We start from the raw sequence: 19,478 nt of genomic DNA, 5'->3' as shown, positions 1-19,478 counted from the left end.
AAGATGAGGATTAGCTATCCCGCTGATCGCGATAAGCTTCCAGTGCCTGCTTAGCTTCGTCATCGGCACGAGACTGCCAGTCTTCAAAGAGCTTGTCGCCAGACGACTGTAGGGCAGCGGATATGGCTTCATTAGGCTCAGAAACCGCAACACCTTTCTCTTCCAACGTGACCAAACTAGCATCGTTATCTTCTTGGCTCATCTCCCAGCCACGTTTTTCAGCCTCAGCGGCGGCTTCCATTAACGCGTCCTGAGTCGCTTCATCCAGCCCATCAAAACTACGCTGACTCATGAATATTATATTTTTAGGCAGCCACAGGTTGGCATTGGTGTAATCCGTTACATAATCCCACGCGGCCATGGAACTGCCGGTGGAGCTGGAGGTAATCATGGCATCCACTCGGCCAGTGCTGAACGCGGTGGGAATATCCGATTCTTCGGTTTCTGTGGGGCTGCCACTCAAGTAATCGACGAAGCGCTGGGTATTGATGTTAGGAGCACGAACGCGCAACCCTTCAAACTGCGCAGGATCGGTGAGTGCTTCTGCGGTGTAAATACCTTGCGCGGGCCACGCAACCGCATACAAAGGAATCAATCCTTGATCAGCAAATAGCTCGGTAATCATGGGCTTAGTCGCTTCCCAAAGCGCGTAGGCATCATCATAGCTACCCGCTACGCCTGGCAGCGTGTCGACTTCAAAAATAGGGTCATCGTTGGACAGAACCGAGAGAAACACTTCACCTGCATCAATAGTGCCCCGACGGACCGACGGCTTAATTTCCCCATGAGCGACCAATGCCCCCCCGCTATGAACGGTGATGGTCAGCTCACCATCGGTAGCTTCTGCCACATCTTCGGCGAACTGCTTGGTATTTTGAGTGTGGAAGCTAGCATCGCCATAGGGCGTGGCCATCGTCCATTCGGCAGCGTGAGCCGTGACCGTTAAGCCGCAGGCAGTTGCCAGTAGCAGTGTAGACGTTAGTGTTTTGCGCATCTTGAGAACCCTCTTATTCATTTTATTAATGTGTTACTTCTGTAGTAGTACCAGAGGAGGCACTGGAAGTAATCCAACGCCCGGAGAAACGTGTTGTTGTAATATCCATTCGCCCCCTGAGCATAGCGCTTGGGCAGGCCATACGGAATGCTCTAGCAATGGTTGACTGATAAAATAAGCGTTGTCGTACTGCCAGCCCTTTAAACAGAGTGATGACGCACGTGACGATGCATTAACTATGCAATGTTGAGGCCACTTTTAGCAGTGACTACAGCCAACGCTTTTATCACGCCCTGCTGCTAGCGCTAAAATATATCGCGCTCAGCGATTAATCATTTTTCCAACCAATAACAATATGATAAGAGCAGTAGAAAATAAAAATTATCAAAAACGATTGGCACTGGGCAAGCCGTATTCATATATTGTTGGTGGTTTACACGTTAGCTTTTGCTAAGTGAAAGCACCTAAATAACAGGAGTCGCTATGGCCATCCCCCTGCTTAACTGCGATATGGGCGAAAGTTTTGGCAACTGGAGCCTCGGCTTAGATGCCGATGTGATGCCCTATGTCGATTGCGCCAATATCGCCTGTGGCTTTCACGCCTCTGACCCTCATGTGATGCGACGTACCGTCAAACTGGCTGTCCAGCACGGCGTGCGTATTGGTGCGCACCCAGGCTACCCCGATTTAATGGGCTTTGGCCGCCGCTCAATGGCCTGCTCCCCGGAAGAGGCTGAAGATATGGTGCTCTACCAAGTCGGCGCACTGGCGGGCATATGCCAAGCGGAAGGCACGCAACTCAGCTACATAAAACCCCATGGCGCGCTGTATAACGACATGGCCGCTAACCTTGCGTTACTCGAAGGCGTGATGCGCGCTGTGCGTGCCTATGATCCCAGCCTGCCGCTGATGGTGATGTCGACAGCCGACGCTGCGCCGCACCGCGAGTTAGCCGCCAAGCTGGGCATTACCCTATGGTTCGAAACATTTGCTGACCGCGCCTACGATGCCAATGGCCATCTGGCCTCACGGCGCTTACCGAACGCCGTGCATCACGATCAGCACACTATCGTCGATCAGGCGGTGATGCTGGCGAAAGGCGAATCGCTCACCTCACTTGACGGCACTCCGCTACAGCTGGCCTGCGACACACTTTGTGTTCACGGCGACAATCCCGAATCAGTGGCCGCCGTGCGTGCCATCCGCGAGGCCTTTCAGGCGTTGGAGCAGGCGTGAAACCGAGCATTCAAATACGTCCTAAAATGCGCATTGAAACGACCGCCATGGACGCCCTAATGGTGCGCCTGTTCGACACCATTGATGAAGCCAATATGGCTTGGGTGATCGCCGCCGATCAAGCCCTGCGCGCCGCCTTTGGGAACGCTTTAATTGATTTAGTCCCCTCATACACCACGCTATTAGTTCACTACGACTGTCAGCAGCTGAATCACAGCGATGCCCTAAGCCTTATCAACAAGACGCTTTGCAACCTCACGCCTGCAGATACCCAAGCGGGTGAACTACACATAATTCCCGTGTGGTATGACGAAAGCGTGGGGCCTGAGCTGCCCCTGGTCGCCAAGCGCGCGGGCTTAAGCGTCGAGGCACTGGTCGAACAGCACTGCAACCACGACTACTGCGTATTCGCACTCGGTTTCGCGCCCGGCTATGGCTTCATGGGCTTGGTAGATGAAGCGCTAGCCACCCCGCGCTTAAAAACGCCGCGCCGCAAAGTCGCGACAGGCAGCGTAGGTATTGCCGATCGCCAAACGGCGATTTACCCGCTGCTTTCGCCAGGTGGCTGGAACATTCTTGGCCGTACTAACGTGCCGCTTTTCGAGTATGCCAAGCGTGGCGACCCCCTGTTCCGCCCTGGTGACAAAGTACGGTTTAAAGCGATCTCGCGCGCCGAGTTTGAAGCGGACGGTGGTGATACCACCCCGATGGAGGAGCGCTCATGAGCCAAGTTGCTACGCGTAAAGCGCCCGCAGGAATGCTCGTTAAACAAGCAGGACCGCTGGCGTTAATTCAAGATGCCGGACGATTTGGCGTGGGCCATCTTGGCGTAACCCAAGGCGGTGCGGCCGACTGGATTTCTTTTCGATGGGCCAACTGGCTGCTAGGCAACGAGCCAAACAGCGCAGCTCTCGAGATTGTCATGGGCGGCGGCTTAAGCCTCGAAACCGAATGCGAAGTGCACCTTGCGCTAACGGGCGCTGACTTGGATGCCCAGTTAGACGACAAGCCACTGGCACCGAACACAAGCTTCACCCTGACGCCCGGCCAGCGCTTAGTATTTCGCCAGCCTCGCCTGGGGTTGCGGGCTTATCTCGCGTTTCCCGGCGGACTAAATGCGCCAGAAGTGCTGGGCAGCCGCGCCTGCACCGCCCGTGAGCAGCTAGGCGGCTTACATGAAGATGGTAAACCGCTGAAAGTGGGCGACCGCTTGACGTGGCAAGGCGATGCCCCAGCGGTTAAGCAACTCCCTGACAGCCAAGCTTTGCGTATGCCCGCAACAGAATGCCGCCTGCCTGTCGTGCTCGGCTCACAAATCGCCACCTTCAGCGGCCGCTCTCTGTTCCAGGCTTTTAATCAGCCTTGGACGGTGGATAACCGTGCCGATCGTATGGGCGTGCGGCTCACGGGACCTGTCCTGAATGGCTCACTGACCGGCATTATTTCCGAAGGCATTCCACTCGGTGCCGTTCAAGTACCGCCTGACGGTCAGCCCATCATACTCATGAACGATCGCCAGACAATTGGCGGCTATCCGCGCCTGGGTGCGCTCACCCCGACCGCCTGCGCGATGCTTTCCCAATGCCTGCCGGGCACGAAGGTGTGGCTAACCCCTGTCAGCGCCAGCCAAGCGCAGGATGATTATCGGGCACAGCTAAACGTGTGGCGCTAATACGTCAAAGCCCCTCGGTTGAGGGGCTTTGTTGAGGGCTTTGGCACGACCAGGTTCTAACGCATTAATGTCTGGCCATTTGCAGTTCTTTAACGACAATATCGCCATCAACCACAATAGGTTCACCATCCAGAAACAGCGAGCAATTGCGCATCGGGATATCGAGATGGCAGGCCGTATCGTTAGTGCCACCTAACTCATTATTTGGCCCGGTAGAGAACATTACGTTGCCATAAAAACTGCGCGGCTCCATGCCCATGCCGCCGGGAAACTCGCCAGGCACCATACGGTGCCACTTGGCATTGGGGTTCATGCCCCAACCGACATGGCTCATACCCAGCCCACGCGGATCGTTAAAGCTTTCCATGTAGGACTTAACCAGCTCCGCATCTAGCCCACCGCGGATATCGGTAATCCAGCCCTTCTTGATGGTGTACGTAATCGGCTCTCTGACATACATATTCTGGGGCAGCAAAATATCGCCTGGCGCAACGACAATGGTGCCATCAACCCCGTCATCATCACCGCCGGTAAATACAAAGCCGGACGGCCAATGGTCCCACCGCCCGGGCTCATCGGTGCAGGCATACTCAGCAACGGTGGCGTATGTATTAAGTTGATAGGTGACATCCGTTCCGTGGGGCGACGTGATGCGCATAACCTTGGCTTTTGCCAGCAACTCGGCGGCTAATTCAACCTTTTCCCGGAGTTCCTTCGTAGGCAGCATTCTGGCCAGCAATTCCGGTGGTTCAACGGCGGTTAAGATCCGTGTACCGGCCGCTTGAATGGCCATTTGCTCAGGTGAGAAAAGCAGAAAAATACAGTCGATCAGCATATCGCAATTTTTGAGCGCCTCCACCGCGTCGGGCATACTGGCAAGCCCTGTCGCACCCACGCTCCAACCGCCAGTGGGTAGCGGAGCGGGTAAGCGCATGTGGTACATGTTGGCGCCTAAACGCTGACCCGCGGCCATAAAGGCATCGGCATATTCCAGGCGCTCGCTTCCCTGCGTAAGCACCACAAGTCTTTCACCTTCGTGTACGCCGGACATTTTTAACTGATGGAGACAGATTTCCGTAAAGCCTGCATGATCCATAAAGACTCCTACTTCGCTGGTGTAAATCTTATATCGTGTTAGGAAAATCTTCTTGAGAGCGTTTGAGCTTCCAATATTGGGCCTCAAACGCTCTAAATATTGTCAGATAAAACTAAACGTTCGACTCCTGAGTCGACGGGCTAACCTTGTGGCTGCGCTTTTTACCCAGCTCTTCTGATATGGCGTCAAAGAAAGCATCGGTGGCTGCTTGATGAGGCTTGGTCATCAGACTAACGCCAACAAAAAGCACGCTAGCGACGACGATTCCCCATATGCCGGAAGGCAGACCCAGCAGTGAGTTTCCGGTGGCATACATCAGCAGCACAAAGGCACTCGTGCCTACCACACTGACTAAGGCACCAGCGCCAGTGCCACGCTTCCAATAGAAAGCGCCGATAATGGCGGGCACCATCGCGACCAGGCCAGACGATGCGGCGACTGACAGTACGGCAATCAAGTCCAACTGCAGCTCGGCAAAGGCCAATGCCAAAATTGCGATGACAGGTACAACAAACTTACCCACTAGCAGCTGGCGTTTCTCACTGACGTTAGGCTTCACGTTCGCATACACATCACGAGAGACCATTGAGGCCAGCGTCAGCATGATGGAATCAATAGTAGAAACGGCTGCTGCCATAATGCCGACCATCACGATTACACCCAGTACCGGTGGTACAAACTCAGATGCTAGCAGCGTGGGCGTCGCCAAATCGGCACTTGCAAGGCTGGGGAAAGCGGCTAAAGCTGAGAAGCCCCACAGTACCGACACCATGGTGTAGATAAAGCCAAACACTAGAAAACCAATCAGCATTTGACGCATTGCGCGCAATGAAGAAGGCATAAACAGGCGCTGGCTAACTTGGGGATTAGAGAGGCTAAAGAAGAACCAAGGAATCGTTAGCCCTAAGAAAGTAACGAAGCTGAACAAACCCGAGCCCGGCACCGTGAGTGACTGAGGATGCTCCGTCGCAAGCGTGTCAAATAGCGCGCCAAAACCACCCAGGCCCTGAATGACCAGGAATGCCACGAGCGTCGAGGCCACAATCATCATGATCGCCTGGAGAGAGTCGGTCCACATGACCGAGCGAATTCCCGCTATATAAGAGAAGAAGATAGCAATCATCGTGGCCATGATGACGCCCGTCGTAAAGGTAATCGCCCCGTCGGTAATACCTTGCAACAGGTAACCTACACCCGCCAACTGAACCGCTGAATAAGGAATCAGGAAGATACAGCTGGCAAGAGAAACCGCCATTGCGACATGTTTGCTGTTATAGCGATGACCCAGCATTTCGCTTGGCGTCACATAGCCGAACTTTTTCCCGACGGCCCAAAACTTCGGCCCGAAGATAGCCACCAGGGAAACGCCCGCAAAATAAATAATTTCAAACCCCAGTGCGCCCACGCCTCCGGCGTAGGTGAGGCCTGCTAAACCGACCATCATAAACGCGCTGTAGGTGGTGGCACTGTAGCTCAGCGCCGAGACAAAACCATTCATCTGTCGATTGCCCAAAAAGTATCCTGACATACTTTCTGCAGCGCCTTGTCGCGACATAATCGCAATGCCTACCGCAATCAATAAATAGATAGCAATAGACCACCAAATGAGTGACTCAGTCATTGCTGTGATCCTCGAAGTCTTTAGTGATAAACACGTTCAGCGCAATGACAATTAACCCTGCAACCGCCCAAAACAAGAAGCTGCCGTACCAAAACGCGACATTGCTCAACAGGGTGTAAGGCACTAAATAGCTCAGCAGGACAATTATCCATACGAGCCATATCCATTTACTTCGTTTTCCAAACTCAGGTTTCATAGTCCACCTCGTTTTATTACATCATGGAGTAGAGTGTGTGTTGTTTTGGTGAGGCTGGCGTAAATCAGCGCTACGTTGTTCTAGTTGTTGCCAAGGTGCTTTATCTGGTGCAAAGCGCGCTCGAAGATACATCGCTAAATCAGCGACTTGGGTATTGCTAAAACTGTCGGAAAAACCAGGCATACTGCCGGTTCCTGGAACGTGGTCTGCGTGGACACCGCTTAAAATCGACTGAATAACGTTGTCGGGGTGGTCGCTATGAATATTGGTATTCAGCGCGAGTGACGTACTCGCGCTGGAGAAAGTAGGTACTCCGGTTGCCACGTGGCAGGCTGCGCAAGCGCCATCGAATAGGCGCTCGCCCGCCTCCAAGCCGGGCGCACTAAGCGTTGCGCCAGCCACACGCTGCTCCGCCCTCGCCACCGCTACGTCGCTATCATCCGTCGGTGCCTGCATCTGTGTGGCCACATAGTGGGCAATGGCTCTCACGTCGTATTCAGGCAATTCGGCCAATCCCGCAACGACTGGTGCCATCGGGCCAGAGGCAACCCCATGCAGCGCCGACTCACCATGGCGCAAATAGTCGTAGAGCGATGTTTCACTCCAAGCAACCGGCGCACGCGACAGCGCATTGAGTGGCGGCGCCTCCCAGCCATCAACAAAGGCCCCTGCAAAATAATTCTTGCCGCTTTTCTCCGCGCCCATGGCATTACGTGGGCTATGGCAAGCACTGCAGTGGCCTAACCCTTCTGCCAGATAGGCGCCTCGATTATAAAGCTCGCTTTGCATGGGGTCTGGCTGGAAGGGAGTGGGGTCGTGATAAAGCGTGTTCCAGCCAGCCATTAAGGCGCGTACGCTGAAAGGAAAAGCAAGATCGTTAACGGTTTTATCCGATGACACCGCCGGCTGAGACATTAGGTAGGCGTACAGCGCCTGTAAGTCGGTATCACTTGTTTTGGCAAACGCCGTATAGGGAAAAGCGGGATAGAGATGACTGCCATCGCGACTGATGCCATGGCGCATTGCTCGTTCAAACGCCGCGTAGGACCACTGACCAATACCCGTTACCTCGTCTGGCGTAATGTTAGTACTGTAGAGCGTTCCAAAAGGCGTTTCAAATGAACGCCCACCCACGTTGGCTACACCATTGTCAGCGGTATGGCACGCTGCGCAATCACCAGCGGCGGCGACTAGCCGCCCGCGCTCAATGGTATCGGCGGAATAAAGATTAGTGGCTGGCCGAGCAATAGGGGCCACGGCGCCCTTCCACGGCCATGCGATAGCCACCGTGCCCGCCATTGTAGTCAGTGCCGCAGCGGCTAACCAGCGCCGCCTCGCAGGGCGCTGCAGTTTGGCCGGACGCCCGGCAATCGCCACCGTCGGCTCTTGGAGTGCCTGGCGGACACGCTTGGCAGTAAAGGGAGGCTGGCGAAAACGAATGCCGGTCGCATCAAATAGCGCGTTGGCAATCACGGCAACACCGGGCGATAGCTCAGCCCCGGTTAATACATCGGTAGCAGGTTGGTTAAAAGAAGAAGGCACCCTTTGCGTTGCCGGTTGATAGCCGCGCGTAGCCAGCTCGCCTGCTCCTGAAGCGACGGGCACGAGTACATTGCGGCCATCACCCCACTCATCAAACGCAGGGCTTTGCCCCAAAAGCGGGCGAGCTTCACCCAATACCCGTGTTTGGAGCGTTTGCTGAAGACGCGCGGTATCCACATCAGGGCCCGTGTCTTGGCCAACAACCAAGCGGGTCAGCTGCACCTCACCGGTAATCCGGTTAACCACTACGTCGGCAATCCACGCGGAGCGTACACCGGGTGCCTCACGTTGATCACGGCTTGGCAGCTGAGAGTATGCAAAACCGCGACCTCGCAGCAGGTCCTGCGGCGCTGAATTTGGCGCTGACGTGGGAGAAAGCGGCGACAGAGGCACCGTCCACTCAGCCCGTTTAGCGACCGACTCTATTAGCGCTATGCCACGCGCATCGTCGAGGTGACGAAGACGCAGCGCAATGGGGTCCTGTTCGCTATCACGAGCCACCTCATCTAGAAACGACTCTCGCGCAAACGCCTGCTGAATGTCGACGACAGTAGAATCACTTGAAAGGCTATTGGATTGGCTTCTTGCAGCAAGATATTGGTCTCGAAAAACGTAAGGTGAAAACGGCGCCGCATCGTTACTATTATCCGAAGCCTCAGTAGCCTCAGCCCTAAGCTCGGTGATCGCGGCCTTGCCACTCAGCCAGAGCCCGACAGCGGCGACCTCACCGATAATACTAGCCTGCTGGTAATGATAGCGGGTGATCTCACCGCTGCTGGCAAGATCGGCTTCTAGCGTCATCCTCTGCGCCTGCCCCAGCGCCTCTTTATCTTTTGCATAGCGGGCATCAAGCCAAACCGCTACCGGGGCCCCCACCGCCTTAGACATTAGCGCCGCATCGACAGCGGCATCATCGCCGCAATGGCGGCCAAGCCCGGTTGCTTGACGCGACACGTGCGTTTGGTCGAGGCAATAGAGTTCAATCTGGTTAACGGGCAATGCGGTTAAGCGACTTAAATCGTGCTTAAGCGCCAGTGGAGTAACGGTTTTTCCCCAAATATCGAGCTGGTGCTGGCGGTAATCCGCGATCACCCAGCCGGGGCTATTTCCCCAATGCATCCGGCTCGGCCAGCCATACTGCTGACGCATTGACGCCTGCGATTGAGGGCTTGTTTTAACAGCGCTGAATTTGAGAGACGTAGATTTAATAGAATCAGGTGCGCTATTGGTTGGCTGACGCACGGATTGCCACTCAACCTTGAGCTGTTTAGCCGCATCAATAGCCAAGGCCAAACTGCCGGCAACAACACCGACAAAGTCTTCTTCAACCACCACCTCAATAGCACCTGGTGGTGAGCCGATGCTGGACCTATCAACACTAATTAAGCGATCGCTTTCAAACCGCTCGCCATCCCAATGATAGTGAGGTGGGCGTACGACGACGCCATAGCGTGAATGCGCCAATGCCGCGGGAATGCTCGCCTGATGATGCTGACGACGAAGCCGCTGCCCTTCACTCATGAAGTGGCTCCTGCAATCGGCTCGCATTGAGGTCAACAGCCAGGCGCGCTGCTTGCAGAATTTCAACGTGAGTACCGCATCGGCACAGATTATGCTCAAGCGCGGTACGAATCTGTTGCGCTGAAGGCTGTGCGTTATGATTTAACAGCGCACGAACGGTGATAATCATGCCGTTCAGGCAGTAGCCACACTGGGCTGCTTGCGCATCAATGAAGGCTTGCTGAACAGGATCAAGCTGGCCGTAGCTGGCCAGCCCATCAAGCGTAATGACGTCATGGCCAACGGCAGCGGACACGGGTAGCACGCACGTTCGTGCGGCCATGCCATCGATCAATACACTGCATGCACCACATTCGCCCAAGCCACAGCCGTATTTAGGCCCATTAAGCGCTAGGTCATTACGCAGCACATTGAGTAGCAGCGTATGCGGGGGCACTGCCAGCTCATGTTCTTGTCCATTGACTGTCAACGTTAGCGTCATAAGGAATCATCATCTTATTGTTAAAACGGCCTGCTTGCCAAACACTCTTCGTCGTACTGAATAATCAGCCTATTTTCGCCTTCATCGCTAGGCGTGCACCGGTAAAGTGCGGCGATGCTCACAAACATGCATAAAAAGCGTACACGCCATAAAAAAATACTAATAAACATATAGCACTCAATTGATGAGTCTTTCAAGTTTTTATAAAAACCATAAAAATACAAAAAAAGTCATTAAATTCAGCATAATATATACTCAATCAACCTATTTGTTCATAAAAATAATTTTCCCATTAAATCCTTGACCAACAAATAAATGGTGTATACGTTGTTTTATAGCATTCACAAACTCACTCCCTGAGGCGCTCTGCACGGTGGTGTGTGAATAAAAACAGCGAGGCAACGACGATATGAAGAACAAACCCACCATTGCAGTCATTGGCGCCGGCCTTGGCGGTGCCGCGGCTGGCGCACTGCTGCAGCAAGCGGGTTATCCCACCAAGGTTTACGAACAAGCGCCGGCTTTTTCTCGCCTTGGCGCGGGAATTCACCTTGGCCCCAATGTTATGAAAGTCATGCGGCGTATCGGCATTGAGGACAAGCTTAATGCCATGGGGTCACATCCTGATTACTGGTTCAGCCGTAACGGCATGACGGGGGAATATCAGTCGCGTATCCCGCTGGGTGAGTTTGCTCTCGAAAACTACGGGGCAGCCTATATCACCGTCCACCGTGGCGACCTCCACGAATTAATGGTGAGCACGCTCGACCAGGATAATCTACATTTCGATAAGCGCTTGGTAGATGTCGATGACAGCGGCGATAAAGTCGTCATGACCTTCGCCGATGGTTCGACGGAAGAGGCGGATTTAGTCATTGGTGCTGATGGTGTTAATTCACGCCTGCGTGAGAAATTACTCGGCACTGAAGCACCTATCTACAGTGGCTGGGTTGCCCACCGTGCGATTATCTCCGCTGAAAAGCTCAAGGCGTACGATTTGGATTTTGAGGCGTGCGTGAAGTGGTGGTCTGAAGATCGTCATATGATGGTTTATTTCGTCACCGGCGACGAAAAAGAGTATTACTACGTGACGGGCGTGCCCGAACCCGACTGGAACCACGGCACCTCCTTCGTCGATAGCTCCCAGGAAGAAATGCGTACAGCGTTCAAAGGCTATCACCCCACCGTACAAGCGCTGATTGACTGCACAGAAAGCGTCACGAAGTGGCCTTTATTGGAACGTAATCCGCTACCACTTTGGCATGAAAACCGATTAGTACTGCTTGGTGATGCCTGTCACCCAATGAAGCCACATATGGCTCAAGGCGCCGCCATGGCGATTGAAGATGCTGCCATGCTGGTGCGTTGCCTGGAAGATGTTGGCGCTGACAATTATCAACGTGCTTTCGAGCTTTATCGCACCAATCGCTTTGAGCGTGCCTCGCGAGTGCAGCAGGTCTCCCATGACAATACATGGCTACGCGCAGATGAAGACCCGGCCTGGGTATTCGCCTACGATGCCTTTGAAGTACCACTGAAGCAACCTGACGCGATCAATGAAGGAAGCCCAGTATGAGCAGCACCTATCTTTATGGCGCGAACTTACATGCCAACGGTATTCGCCAGCACTACCTGCGTTTCGGCGATAGCGCTAAGTCCTCACGCCAACCCCTGGTGCTGATACCGGGCATTACGAGCCCTGCTATCACCTGGGGGTTTGTAGCCGAGCGGCTGGGTCAGCACTTCGATACCTACGTGCTGGATGTCCGTGGGCGGGGCTTATCGTCTACCGGCCCCGAGCTCGCTTACGACATCGACACCTGCGCTGACGATGTGATTGCGTTTATTGATGAGCTAGGGCTCGACAATGTCATTCTAGCGGGCCACTCCATGGGCGCGCGCTTTGCGCTTCGCGCCATGAGCCGCGGCGCAAAGGGCATTGCCAAACTGGTACTGATCGACCCACCGGTTTCAGGACCAGGACGTCGAGAATATCCCAGCAAGCTGCCGTGGTATGTGGACTCGATTCGTGACTGCACGCGTGGCGCCGACATTGAGACCATGCGTCACTACTGCCCGACCTGGAGTGATGAGCAGTTGCGGCTGCGCGCCGAGTGGCTGCATACCTGCTTTGAGCCGGCCATAGTTCAGGCGTTTGAAGAGTTTCACAGCGTCGATATCCACCAAGACCTCCCCAACATCAACGTGCCTACGTTGCTGATGTGCGCGGGCAAAGGCGGCGTTATCCAGGATGAAGATCGCGCTGAAATGATCGATCTGCTGCCCACCCTGCGGATTACCACCGCGGAAAACGCGGGCCACATGATTCCCTGGGATGATTTCGACGGCTTTTTTGCCGCTTTTGAAGACTTCCTCGGCAAACAACTCTAACAAAGGCCAATGATCATGACTCACAGCACCAAGAGCTATTCCAGGAACTATTCCAAGAGCTATCGCATCGGGCAGATCGTGCCAAGTTCTAACATCACGATGGAAACGGAAATTCCGGCCATGCTGGCGGCACGGCAGCTAATCCGGCCTGAGCGTTTTACCTTCCATTCCAGCCGTATGCGCATGAAAAATGTCAGCAAGGACGAGCTCGCAGCGATGGATGCTGAGTCAGACCGCTGTGCATTGGAGCTTTCCGATGCGGCAGTCGATGTGATGGGCTACGCCTGTTTGGTCGCGATCATGGCCATGGGGCCTGGCTATCACCGCGAATCACAACAGCGCTTACGCAGCCGCACCAAAGAGAACGGCTGCGATACGCCGGTGGTGACGAGCGCTGGCGCGCTGGTCGATGCACTAGGCGTGATGAAAGCCAAACGCGTGGTCGTGGTAGCGCCCTATATGAAGCCACTCACCGAGATGGTGGTCGACTACATTCGCCAAGAAGGCATTGAAGTGCTTGATTATCGAGCACTCGAAATCCCTAACAACCTGGATGTCGCCCGCCACGATCCCGCTAATCTTCCTGGCATTGTGGCTAGTCTCGATTTAAACAACGTCGATGCCATCGTGCTATCAGCCTGTGTACAAATGCCATCGCTAGCGGCCGTTGCCAAGGTAGAAGCCTTAACGGGCAAGCCAGTGGTCACTGCTGCTATCGCCACTACCTACGCCATGCTTAAAGCGCTCGATTTAGAGCCTATTGTGCCCGGCGCTGGTGCCTTGCTGTCAGGAGCTTACTAGGAGCTAATATCATGACGCCCTCTAACCAGACAGCCAGCGGCAAAGGTGCTGACGATCGCTCTTTAGACGACAACTACAAAGGTGTTTGGGATGGCCGCATTGGCTTTGGTAACAAGCCTGCGCTGCTAGTGGTCGATTTCATGCAGGGCTACACCACGCCTGGCTCGCCGCTATTTGCCCAGGGCGTGGTGGATGCCGTTGCCAATATGCCCTCACTGTTAGACGCAGCCCGGCATAGCGGTATTCCTGTCATCCATACCAACATCCTGTATCACGCCCCGGATCAAATTGATGGCGGCATATGGGTGAAAAAAGCGCCGGTAATGCGCGCCATGGTAGCGGGCAACCCTTACGCAGCGTTCTGCCCAGAGGTAACACCGCGTGAAGACGAGCTGGTGATGACAAAGCAGTATGCCAGCGCCTTCTTCGGCACCTCGCTTGCTTCAACGCTTGTCGCGATGGGGATCGATACACTGATCATCACCGGCTGCTCAACCAGCGGCTGCATCCGCGCCACTGCGGTTGACGGCCTACAGCACGGCTTTCGCGTGATCGTCGTGCGCGACTGCGTCGGCGACCGCCACCCAGCGCCCCACGAAGCCAATCTGTTTGATATCGATAGTAAGTACGGAGATGTCATTAGCCTGAATGAAACCTTGGATCACCTAGCCACTAGCTAGCTATCCGCGTTCATTTTTTCGAGCAGATGCATCAGCGCAACGCGCTCTGCGGGATTGAGATTTTGCATGGTCTGATCGCTGATTTGCTTGGCGCTGGGTACCATATTTTCTACCAACTCAGCGCCCAACTCAGTGATGACAACCATCACTTTGCGCTGATCATTAGGGTCCGTGGTCAGCGAGATCCATTCGCGGGCCTTGAGGCGTTTAATAACGCCACGGATAGTCGCCGGGTCTATCGCCGTGACGTTGACGATATCGGTTAACGAGCTGGGACCACGTTCCATTACCGTGCACAGCGTCACGAACTGGATCGCCGTTAACTGTTTATCGCTACTGTATCGCTGAAAAATAGCCGTGTGGCGCTGATAGGCTTTGCGTAGCAGGTGCCCCACTTGTTCTGAAAAATCATAGCCTTGCTCTGAAGGCGTAGGATGCTCACCGGCCGACGAGTGATGAAGCGCACTATCCGTTGTCATTCAATATCCTTAATGTATTGGCGCCGAGATGTACTGAGTATGGCACTGATGATCAGGGCACGTAGCAGCCCACGAAATACTGCTTGCGTGAGAACAATTCACCATGCTTTTATGGCGTATACGCTATAATTTTACCTTACTTATCGCCAATTCATCACCTCAAATACATTAATTTAAAAGATAGCTTTGGAAGCGGTTATGGCGGATAAATCAAACTATACAAGACAGTCACTGCTGCATGAGCCAGATCTTCTGGTTGTCTATAGAGACCCTATAACGCCGCCCAAACCAGCTCCAGGTCAACCTGGCACACTTTCCCTCTTCACGCCCATTGAGCCCGAGATATTCATCGCCATCTTGAGCGATAGCCATATCGTGGCGTTCAACGGACACGTAGATCTCGGCACCGGCATACGCACGTCACTGGCACAAATCGTAGCGGAAGAGCTGAGTACGGCGTTCGATAGTGTCACCATGGTGCTCGGCAATCCCTTTGATGTGCCCAACCAAGGACCCACCATCGCCAGTGCGACGATTCAGATTACCGCGGAACCTCTTCGCCGTGCCGCGGCACAGGCACGCGAATATTTGCTCACACTGGCTGCCAAACACTTTGGCGTCGAGCGCTCCCTACTCAGCTGCCAACACGGCGCTATTCATTTCAACAGTACTATCCAGCCCAACGACAAGCATCACCCGCCGATAAGCTTTGGAGCATTGCTAAAGGGTGCACGCCATGCGTTGAAGCTAGATGATCGCGCACCGCTCAAGCCCGCCAGCGATTACACGCTAGTGGGTCGAGCCATGGCTCGTGTTGATATCCCTGACAAAGTCACAGGCAAATTAACCTTCGTCCATGACTTCCGCCTTCCCGACATGCTGCATGGCCGAGTGATTCGCCCCCCTTATGTAGGTCACGATAACGGCGCGTTTATCGGCACTAGCTTGATAGCCGTTGATAAAAGCTCTGTTGCTCATTTGCCAGGCGTGATTAGCGTTGTCGTGATAGGGGATTTTGTCGGTGTCGTTGCTGAGCGTGAAGAACAAGCCGCCGCTGCTGCTAAACAGCTTAAAGTTGAGTGGCGCCCGGTCGAAGGACTTCCCCAACTGGACAATATTGAGCAAGCGCTACTGGATTTACCCAGCAAGCAGCGCATGCTTATCGATGAGGGTGAGCTAGATAGCGCGCTTAGCGTGGCCAGCCAGCAGCTCAATCGCAGCTATGTTTGGCCTTTTCAACTGCATGGCTCGATAGGCCCTTCTTGCTCAGTGGCTGATGCTAAAGCTGGCGCGCTTCACGTCTGGTCGGGAACACAGAATCCACATAGTTTGCGGGCAGACTTAGCGCGCCTAACAGGCTTAGATGAGAGCGTCATTACCGTCACTCGCATGGAGACGTCGGGCTGCTATGGCCGCAACTGCGCTGACGATGTGGGCGCCGACGCCGCGCTTCTTTCCCAGGCAGTCGGCCGCCCTGTTCGCGTGCAGTTAACGCGCGAGCAAGAACACACGTGGGAGCCTAAAGGAGCCGCTCAGTACATGGCTATTGAGGGCGGGCTGAACGCAGACGGTAGCCCAGCAGGCTATCGTTTTAGCTCACGCTATCCTTCTAACAGTGCACCGACACTGGCGCTGCTTCTGACAGGTACAACCCCGCCGATCGATATCCCCTTTGAAATGGGCGACCGAACATCAGTGCCGCCCTATCATTACCCTCATCGGCAAATCATTTGTGACGACGTGCCAACGCTTGTGCGCGCCTCTTGGCTACGCGGCGTCTCGGCATTACCCAACACCTTCGCTCATGAAAGCTACATTGATGAACTGGCCTGTTTGGCAAACGAAGATCCCGTCGCCTACCGATTGCGCAACTTGCCTGATGTCCGCGCCTGCGAGCTTATTGAAGCGCTCGTGCAGCGTGCGAACTGGAAAGCAGGTGTCGCCAATAAAAATCCGAAAAAAGACGCTGACTGGTGCTATGGCCGAGGCTTCGCTTATGCGCAATACGTGCACAGTAAATTTCCAGGCTTTGGCGCGGCACTCGCCGCCTGGGTTGTCGAGCTTAAAGTGAATACGAAGAGCGGACGTATTGTCTTGGAACGGCTATTCGTAGGGCAGGATGCGGGCCTAATGGTGAACCCTGCCGGCGTTCGCCATCAGGTACATGGCAATGTCATTCAGATGCTAAGCCGCACCTTAAAAGAACGTGTCACCTTTGAAGATAGCCTACCCACCAGCAGGGAATGGGGCGGATATCCAGTGCTGCGTTTTTCGGATCTTCCAGCAATTGATGTCATGCTGCTTGATCGCCCGGAACTGCCGTCATTAGGCGTAGGAGAATCCACATCACTACCCGGCGCTCCCGCGATTGCTAACGCGCTCTTCGATGCAACAGGCGTACGCTTTACTCACCCTCCTTTTACCCCTGACGCCGTTCGCGAGACGCTAAAATCGGCTTTACTGCCACACTAAAAAAGCCCGCATTCTAGATGCGGGCTTGGCAAAACGAATTAAACCTCGTCGTGATTAAGCAATATCAAATCGATCCGCATTCATCACTTTCGTCCAGGCTGCGACAAAATCTTTCACGAACTTCTCGCCGTTATCGTCCTGGGCATACACTTCTGCGTAGGAACGCAGAACCGAGTTAGCGCCAAACACTAGGTCAATGTGCGAAGCGGTCCACTTGAGGGCGTCCGTTTGACGGTCGCGAATCTCGTAGGCATTGTTACCTACTGGCTTCCAGGTATTGCCCATGTCAGTCAAGTTGACGAAGAAGTCATTGGTCAACTGGCCTTCACGGTGGGTAAATACACCTTGCTGGGTACCGCCGTAGTTGGTGCCCAGTACGCGCATTCCACCGATCAGCACGGTCATTTCGGGGCCTGTCAGCCCCATCAACTGGGCGCGGTCCAGCAGCAGCTCTTCCGGCTTCACTGCATAGTCTTTCTTCTGCCAGTTGCGGAACCCGTCTGCCAGCGGCTCTAGCGGCTCAAACGATTCACCGTCGGTCATCTCAGCAGAGGCATCGCCACGCCCTTTCAGGAAGGGAACGCGAACATCATAACCTGCTGCTTTAGCGGCTTTTTCAATCGCCACACTGCCGGCCAGAACAATCACGTCGGCAAGGCTCGCACCGGTGTCGGCAGCAATCTGCTTGTATACTGCCAGCACTTTGGTGAGACGCGCAGGTTCGTTGCCTTCCCAGTCTTTCTGGGGCGCTAAGCGAATGCGAGCACCGTTGGCACCGCCACGCATATCAGAGCCGCGATAGGTTCGCGCGCTATCCCACGCAGTGCTAACCATCTCGCTGATGCTCAGGCCACTCTCAGCGATTTTCTGCTTAACCACTTCTTCGCTGTAGTCAGTGCTGCCCGCCGGAATCGGATCTTGCCAGATCAGGTCTTGGGCAGGCACTTCCGGGCCGATATAACGCGCTTTCGGGCCTAGGTCACGGTGGGTCAGCTTGAACCACGCTTTGGCGAAGGTCTGTTTAAAGTACTCGGGGTCCGCCATGAATTTTTCACAAAGCGCCCGGTAAGTCGGATCCATCTTCATCGCCATGTCTGCATCGGTCATGATCGGGTTGCGACGAGCAGAGGGATCGCTGGCATCAACCGGCTTATCTTCTTCTTTGATATTCACGGGCTCCCACTGGTGGGCGCCTGCCGGGCTCTTCTTCAGTTCCCACTCATAGCCAAACAGCAGGTCGAAATAGCCCATATCGAACTGCGTAGGGTTGGTCGTCCAGGCGCCTTCAATACCAGAGCTCACGGCATTGCTTGCCTTGCCGCCCATGGCCGGATTACCCCAGCCAAACCCCTGGCTCTCAACCGATGATCCTTCGGGCACGGCACTGAGCGCCCCCGCATCACCATTGCCGTGACATTTACCTACGGTGTGACCGCCGGCGGTGAGCGCGGAGGTTTCTTCATCGTTCATAGCCATACGAGCGAAGGTTTCACGCACCTGCTGAGCCGTTTTAAGCGGATCGGGCACGCCGTTAACGCCTTCGGGATTTACATAGATAAGCCCCATTTGCACCGCCGCTAGGGGGTTTTCCATGGTTTCCGGCTTTTCAACGTCGCCGTAACGCTCATCAGAAGGCGCCAGCCACTCTTTCTCATTGCCCCAGTAAATATCTTTTTCCGGATGCCAGACGTCTTCACGGCCAAACGAAAAGCCGTAGGAAGGGAGGCCCATGGATTCATAAGCCACCGTGCCAGCCAGAATCATCAGGTCGGCCCAGCTAATTTTGTTGCCGTACTTTTTCTTGATTGGCCATAGTAGACGGCGCGCTTTATCAAGGCTGACGTTGTCCGGCCAGGAGTTGAGCGGTGCAAAACGTTGGCTGCCAGTACCACCGCCACCACGGCCGTCGGCAAGGCGATAGGTGCCCGCTGAATGCCATGCCATACGAATCATCAGGCCGCCGTAGTGGCCCCAGTCGGCTGGCCACCACGACTGGCTGTCGGTCATTAGCGCATGAACATCTTGCTTCAGCGCGTCAAAATCGAGTTTTCTAACTTCTTCCCGATAGTCAAAATCAGCATCCATCGGATTCGTTTTGCGGTCATGCTGGTGCAAAATATCCAGATTAATACCTTCAGGCCACCAGTCTTTATTCGACGTGCCCGTTGAGGTGTTACCACCATGCATGACAGGACATTTACCACTCATAGCTTTCTCCCTTATTGCTTGTGCCTTGGTGGCGCTCGTCTGACCGACGACCAAGTCAACTGACCGTGAGCTTGCTCACGCTAGTACT

General features: G+C 54.5%; 17 protein-coding genes. 8 read left to right on the top strand and 9 right to left on the bottom strand.

The annotated features are described in order from the left end of the window. Positions 1 to 10: 10 nt before the first annotated feature. Positions 11 to 994 (bottom strand): TRAP transporter substrate-binding protein, encoded by a 984-nt coding sequence (locus ACT3TF_RS06775; RefSeq protein WP_444671849.1) that lies wholly within the window; start codon positions 992 to 994, stop codon positions 11 to 13. A 483-nt stretch (positions 995 to 1,477) separates the two neighbouring features. Here ACT3TF_RS06775 and ACT3TF_RS06770 point away from each other — a divergent pair, with 483 nt between their 5' ends. The 3 genes from ACT3TF_RS06770 to ACT3TF_RS06760 are packed head-to-tail and all read left to right on the top strand — an operon-like array spanning position 1,478 to position 3,902. Further along, on the top strand, positions 1,478 to 2,230 hold the full coding sequence (locus tag ACT3TF_RS06770) for a 5-oxoprolinase subunit PxpA (protein ID WP_096277394.1): 753 nt from the start codon (positions 1,478 to 1,480) through the stop codon (positions 2,228 to 2,230). A gap of 26 nt (positions 2,231 to 2,256) precedes the next feature. Next, positions 2,257 to 2,955 (top strand): 5-oxoprolinase subunit B family protein, encoded by a 699-nt coding sequence (locus tag ACT3TF_RS06765; RefSeq protein ID WP_441685401.1) that lies wholly within the window; start codon positions 2,257 to 2,259, stop codon positions 2,953 to 2,955. Beyond that, positions 2,952 to 3,902, top strand: coding sequence for a biotin-dependent carboxyltransferase family protein (locus ACT3TF_RS06760; RefSeq protein ID WP_444671848.1), 951 nt, complete (start codon positions 2,952 to 2,954; stop codon positions 3,900 to 3,902). Before ACT3TF_RS06765 ends, ACT3TF_RS06760 begins: the two co-directional genes overlap by 4 nt. A 64-nt stretch (positions 3,903 to 3,966) precedes the next feature. Here ACT3TF_RS06760 and ACT3TF_RS06755 read toward each other — a convergent pair whose 3' ends face one another. The 6 genes from ACT3TF_RS06755 to ACT3TF_RS06730 all read right to left on the bottom strand — a co-directional run bounded on the left by ACT3TF_RS06755 (position 3,967) and on the right by ACT3TF_RS06730 (position 10,529). Next, positions 3,967 to 4,998 (bottom strand): leucyl aminopeptidase, encoded by a 1,032-nt coding sequence (locus tag ACT3TF_RS06755; protein ID WP_441685364.1) that lies wholly within the window; start codon positions 4,996 to 4,998, stop codon positions 3,967 to 3,969. Positions 4,999 to 5,110: 112 nt separating this feature from the next. Next, on the bottom strand, positions 5,111 to 6,619 hold the full coding sequence (locus tag ACT3TF_RS06750) for a sodium:solute symporter family protein (RefSeq protein ID WP_444624879.1): 1,509 nt from the start codon (positions 6,617 to 6,619) through the stop codon (positions 5,111 to 5,113). Continuing rightward, positions 6,612 to 6,815: a hypothetical protein gene (locus tag ACT3TF_RS06745; RefSeq protein ID WP_192535788.1), complete on the bottom strand. Its 204-nt coding sequence runs from the start codon at positions 6,813 to 6,815 to the stop codon at positions 6,612 to 6,614. Before ACT3TF_RS06745 ends, ACT3TF_RS06750 begins: the two co-directional genes overlap by 8 nt. Positions 6,816 to 6,836: 21 nt before the next feature. Beyond that, a complete protein-coding gene (locus ACT3TF_RS06740; protein ID WP_444671847.1) occupies positions 6,837 to 9,878 on the bottom strand; it encodes a c-type cytochrome in 3,042 nt (1,013 codons plus the stop codon). Next, positions 9,871 to 10,359 carry a (2Fe-2S)-binding protein gene (locus tag ACT3TF_RS06735; RefSeq protein WP_192535790.1) on the bottom strand — a complete coding sequence of 163 codons (489 nt, stop codon included), beginning with the start codon at positions 10,357 to 10,359 and terminating at the stop codon, positions 9,871 to 9,873. Before ACT3TF_RS06735 ends, ACT3TF_RS06740 begins: the two co-directional genes overlap by 8 nt. A gap of 20 nt (positions 10,360 to 10,379) precedes the next feature. Continuing rightward, on the bottom strand, positions 10,380 to 10,529 hold the full coding sequence (locus ACT3TF_RS06730; protein WP_444671846.1) for a hypothetical protein: 150 nt from the start codon (positions 10,527 to 10,529) through the stop codon (positions 10,380 to 10,382). 239 nt (positions 10,530 to 10,768) lie between these two features. Between ACT3TF_RS06730 and ACT3TF_RS06725 the strand changes: the two genes are divergently transcribed. Genes ACT3TF_RS06725 through ACT3TF_RS06710 form a run of 4 tightly spaced genes read left to right on the top strand, consistent with a single transcriptional unit; the run spans position 10,769 to position 14,231 of the window. Then, positions 10,769 to 11,935 (top strand): FAD-dependent monooxygenase, encoded by a 1,167-nt coding sequence (locus ACT3TF_RS06725; protein WP_192535791.1) that lies wholly within the window; start codon positions 10,769 to 10,771, stop codon positions 11,933 to 11,935. After that, a complete protein-coding gene (locus tag ACT3TF_RS06720) occupies positions 11,932 to 12,750 on the top strand; it encodes an alpha/beta fold hydrolase (RefSeq protein WP_192535792.1) in 819 nt (272 codons plus the stop codon). Before ACT3TF_RS06725 ends, ACT3TF_RS06720 begins: the two co-directional genes overlap by 4 nt. 15 nt (positions 12,751 to 12,765) lie before the next feature. Further along, positions 12,766 to 13,551, top strand: coding sequence for a maleate cis-trans isomerase family protein (locus ACT3TF_RS06715; RefSeq protein WP_318781457.1), 786 nt, complete (start codon positions 12,766 to 12,768; stop codon positions 13,549 to 13,551). A gap of 11 nt (positions 13,552 to 13,562) precedes the next feature. Then, entirely contained in the window at positions 13,563 to 14,231 is a 669-nt protein-coding gene (locus tag ACT3TF_RS06710) for an N-carbamoylsarcosine amidohydrolase (protein ID WP_444671845.1), read from the top strand. On the opposite strand, the gene ACT3TF_RS06705 is transcribed toward ACT3TF_RS06710, so the two are convergent. Beyond that, positions 14,228 to 14,710 (bottom strand): MarR family winged helix-turn-helix transcriptional regulator, encoded by a 483-nt coding sequence (locus ACT3TF_RS06705; protein WP_444671844.1) that lies wholly within the window; start codon positions 14,708 to 14,710, stop codon positions 14,228 to 14,230. The two genes, ACT3TF_RS06710 and ACT3TF_RS06705, sit on opposite strands and share 4 nt — an antisense overlap. Before the next feature lie 198 nt (positions 14,711 to 14,908). Between ACT3TF_RS06705 and ACT3TF_RS06700 the strand changes: the two genes are divergently transcribed. Further along, entirely contained in the window at positions 14,909 to 17,182 is a 2,274-nt protein-coding gene (locus ACT3TF_RS06700; protein WP_444671843.1) for a molybdopterin cofactor-binding domain-containing protein, read from the top strand. 54 nt (positions 17,183 to 17,236) lie between these two features. Here the strand turns inward: ACT3TF_RS06700 and katG are convergent, their stop codons facing one another. Beyond that, positions 17,237 to 19,390: a catalase/peroxidase HPI gene (katG, locus tag ACT3TF_RS06695; protein WP_444671842.1), complete on the bottom strand. Its 2,154-nt coding sequence runs from the start codon at positions 19,388 to 19,390 to the stop codon at positions 17,237 to 17,239. Positions 19,391 to 19,478: the final 88 nt, after the last annotated feature.

This window comes from Halomonas sp. AOP25-F1-15 (genome assembly GCF_052378675.1).
Lineage (GTDB): Bacteria > Pseudomonadota > Gammaproteobacteria > Pseudomonadales > Halomonadaceae > Vreelandella > Vreelandella casei.
This window is presented reverse-complemented; position numbering and strand designations above follow the sequence as displayed.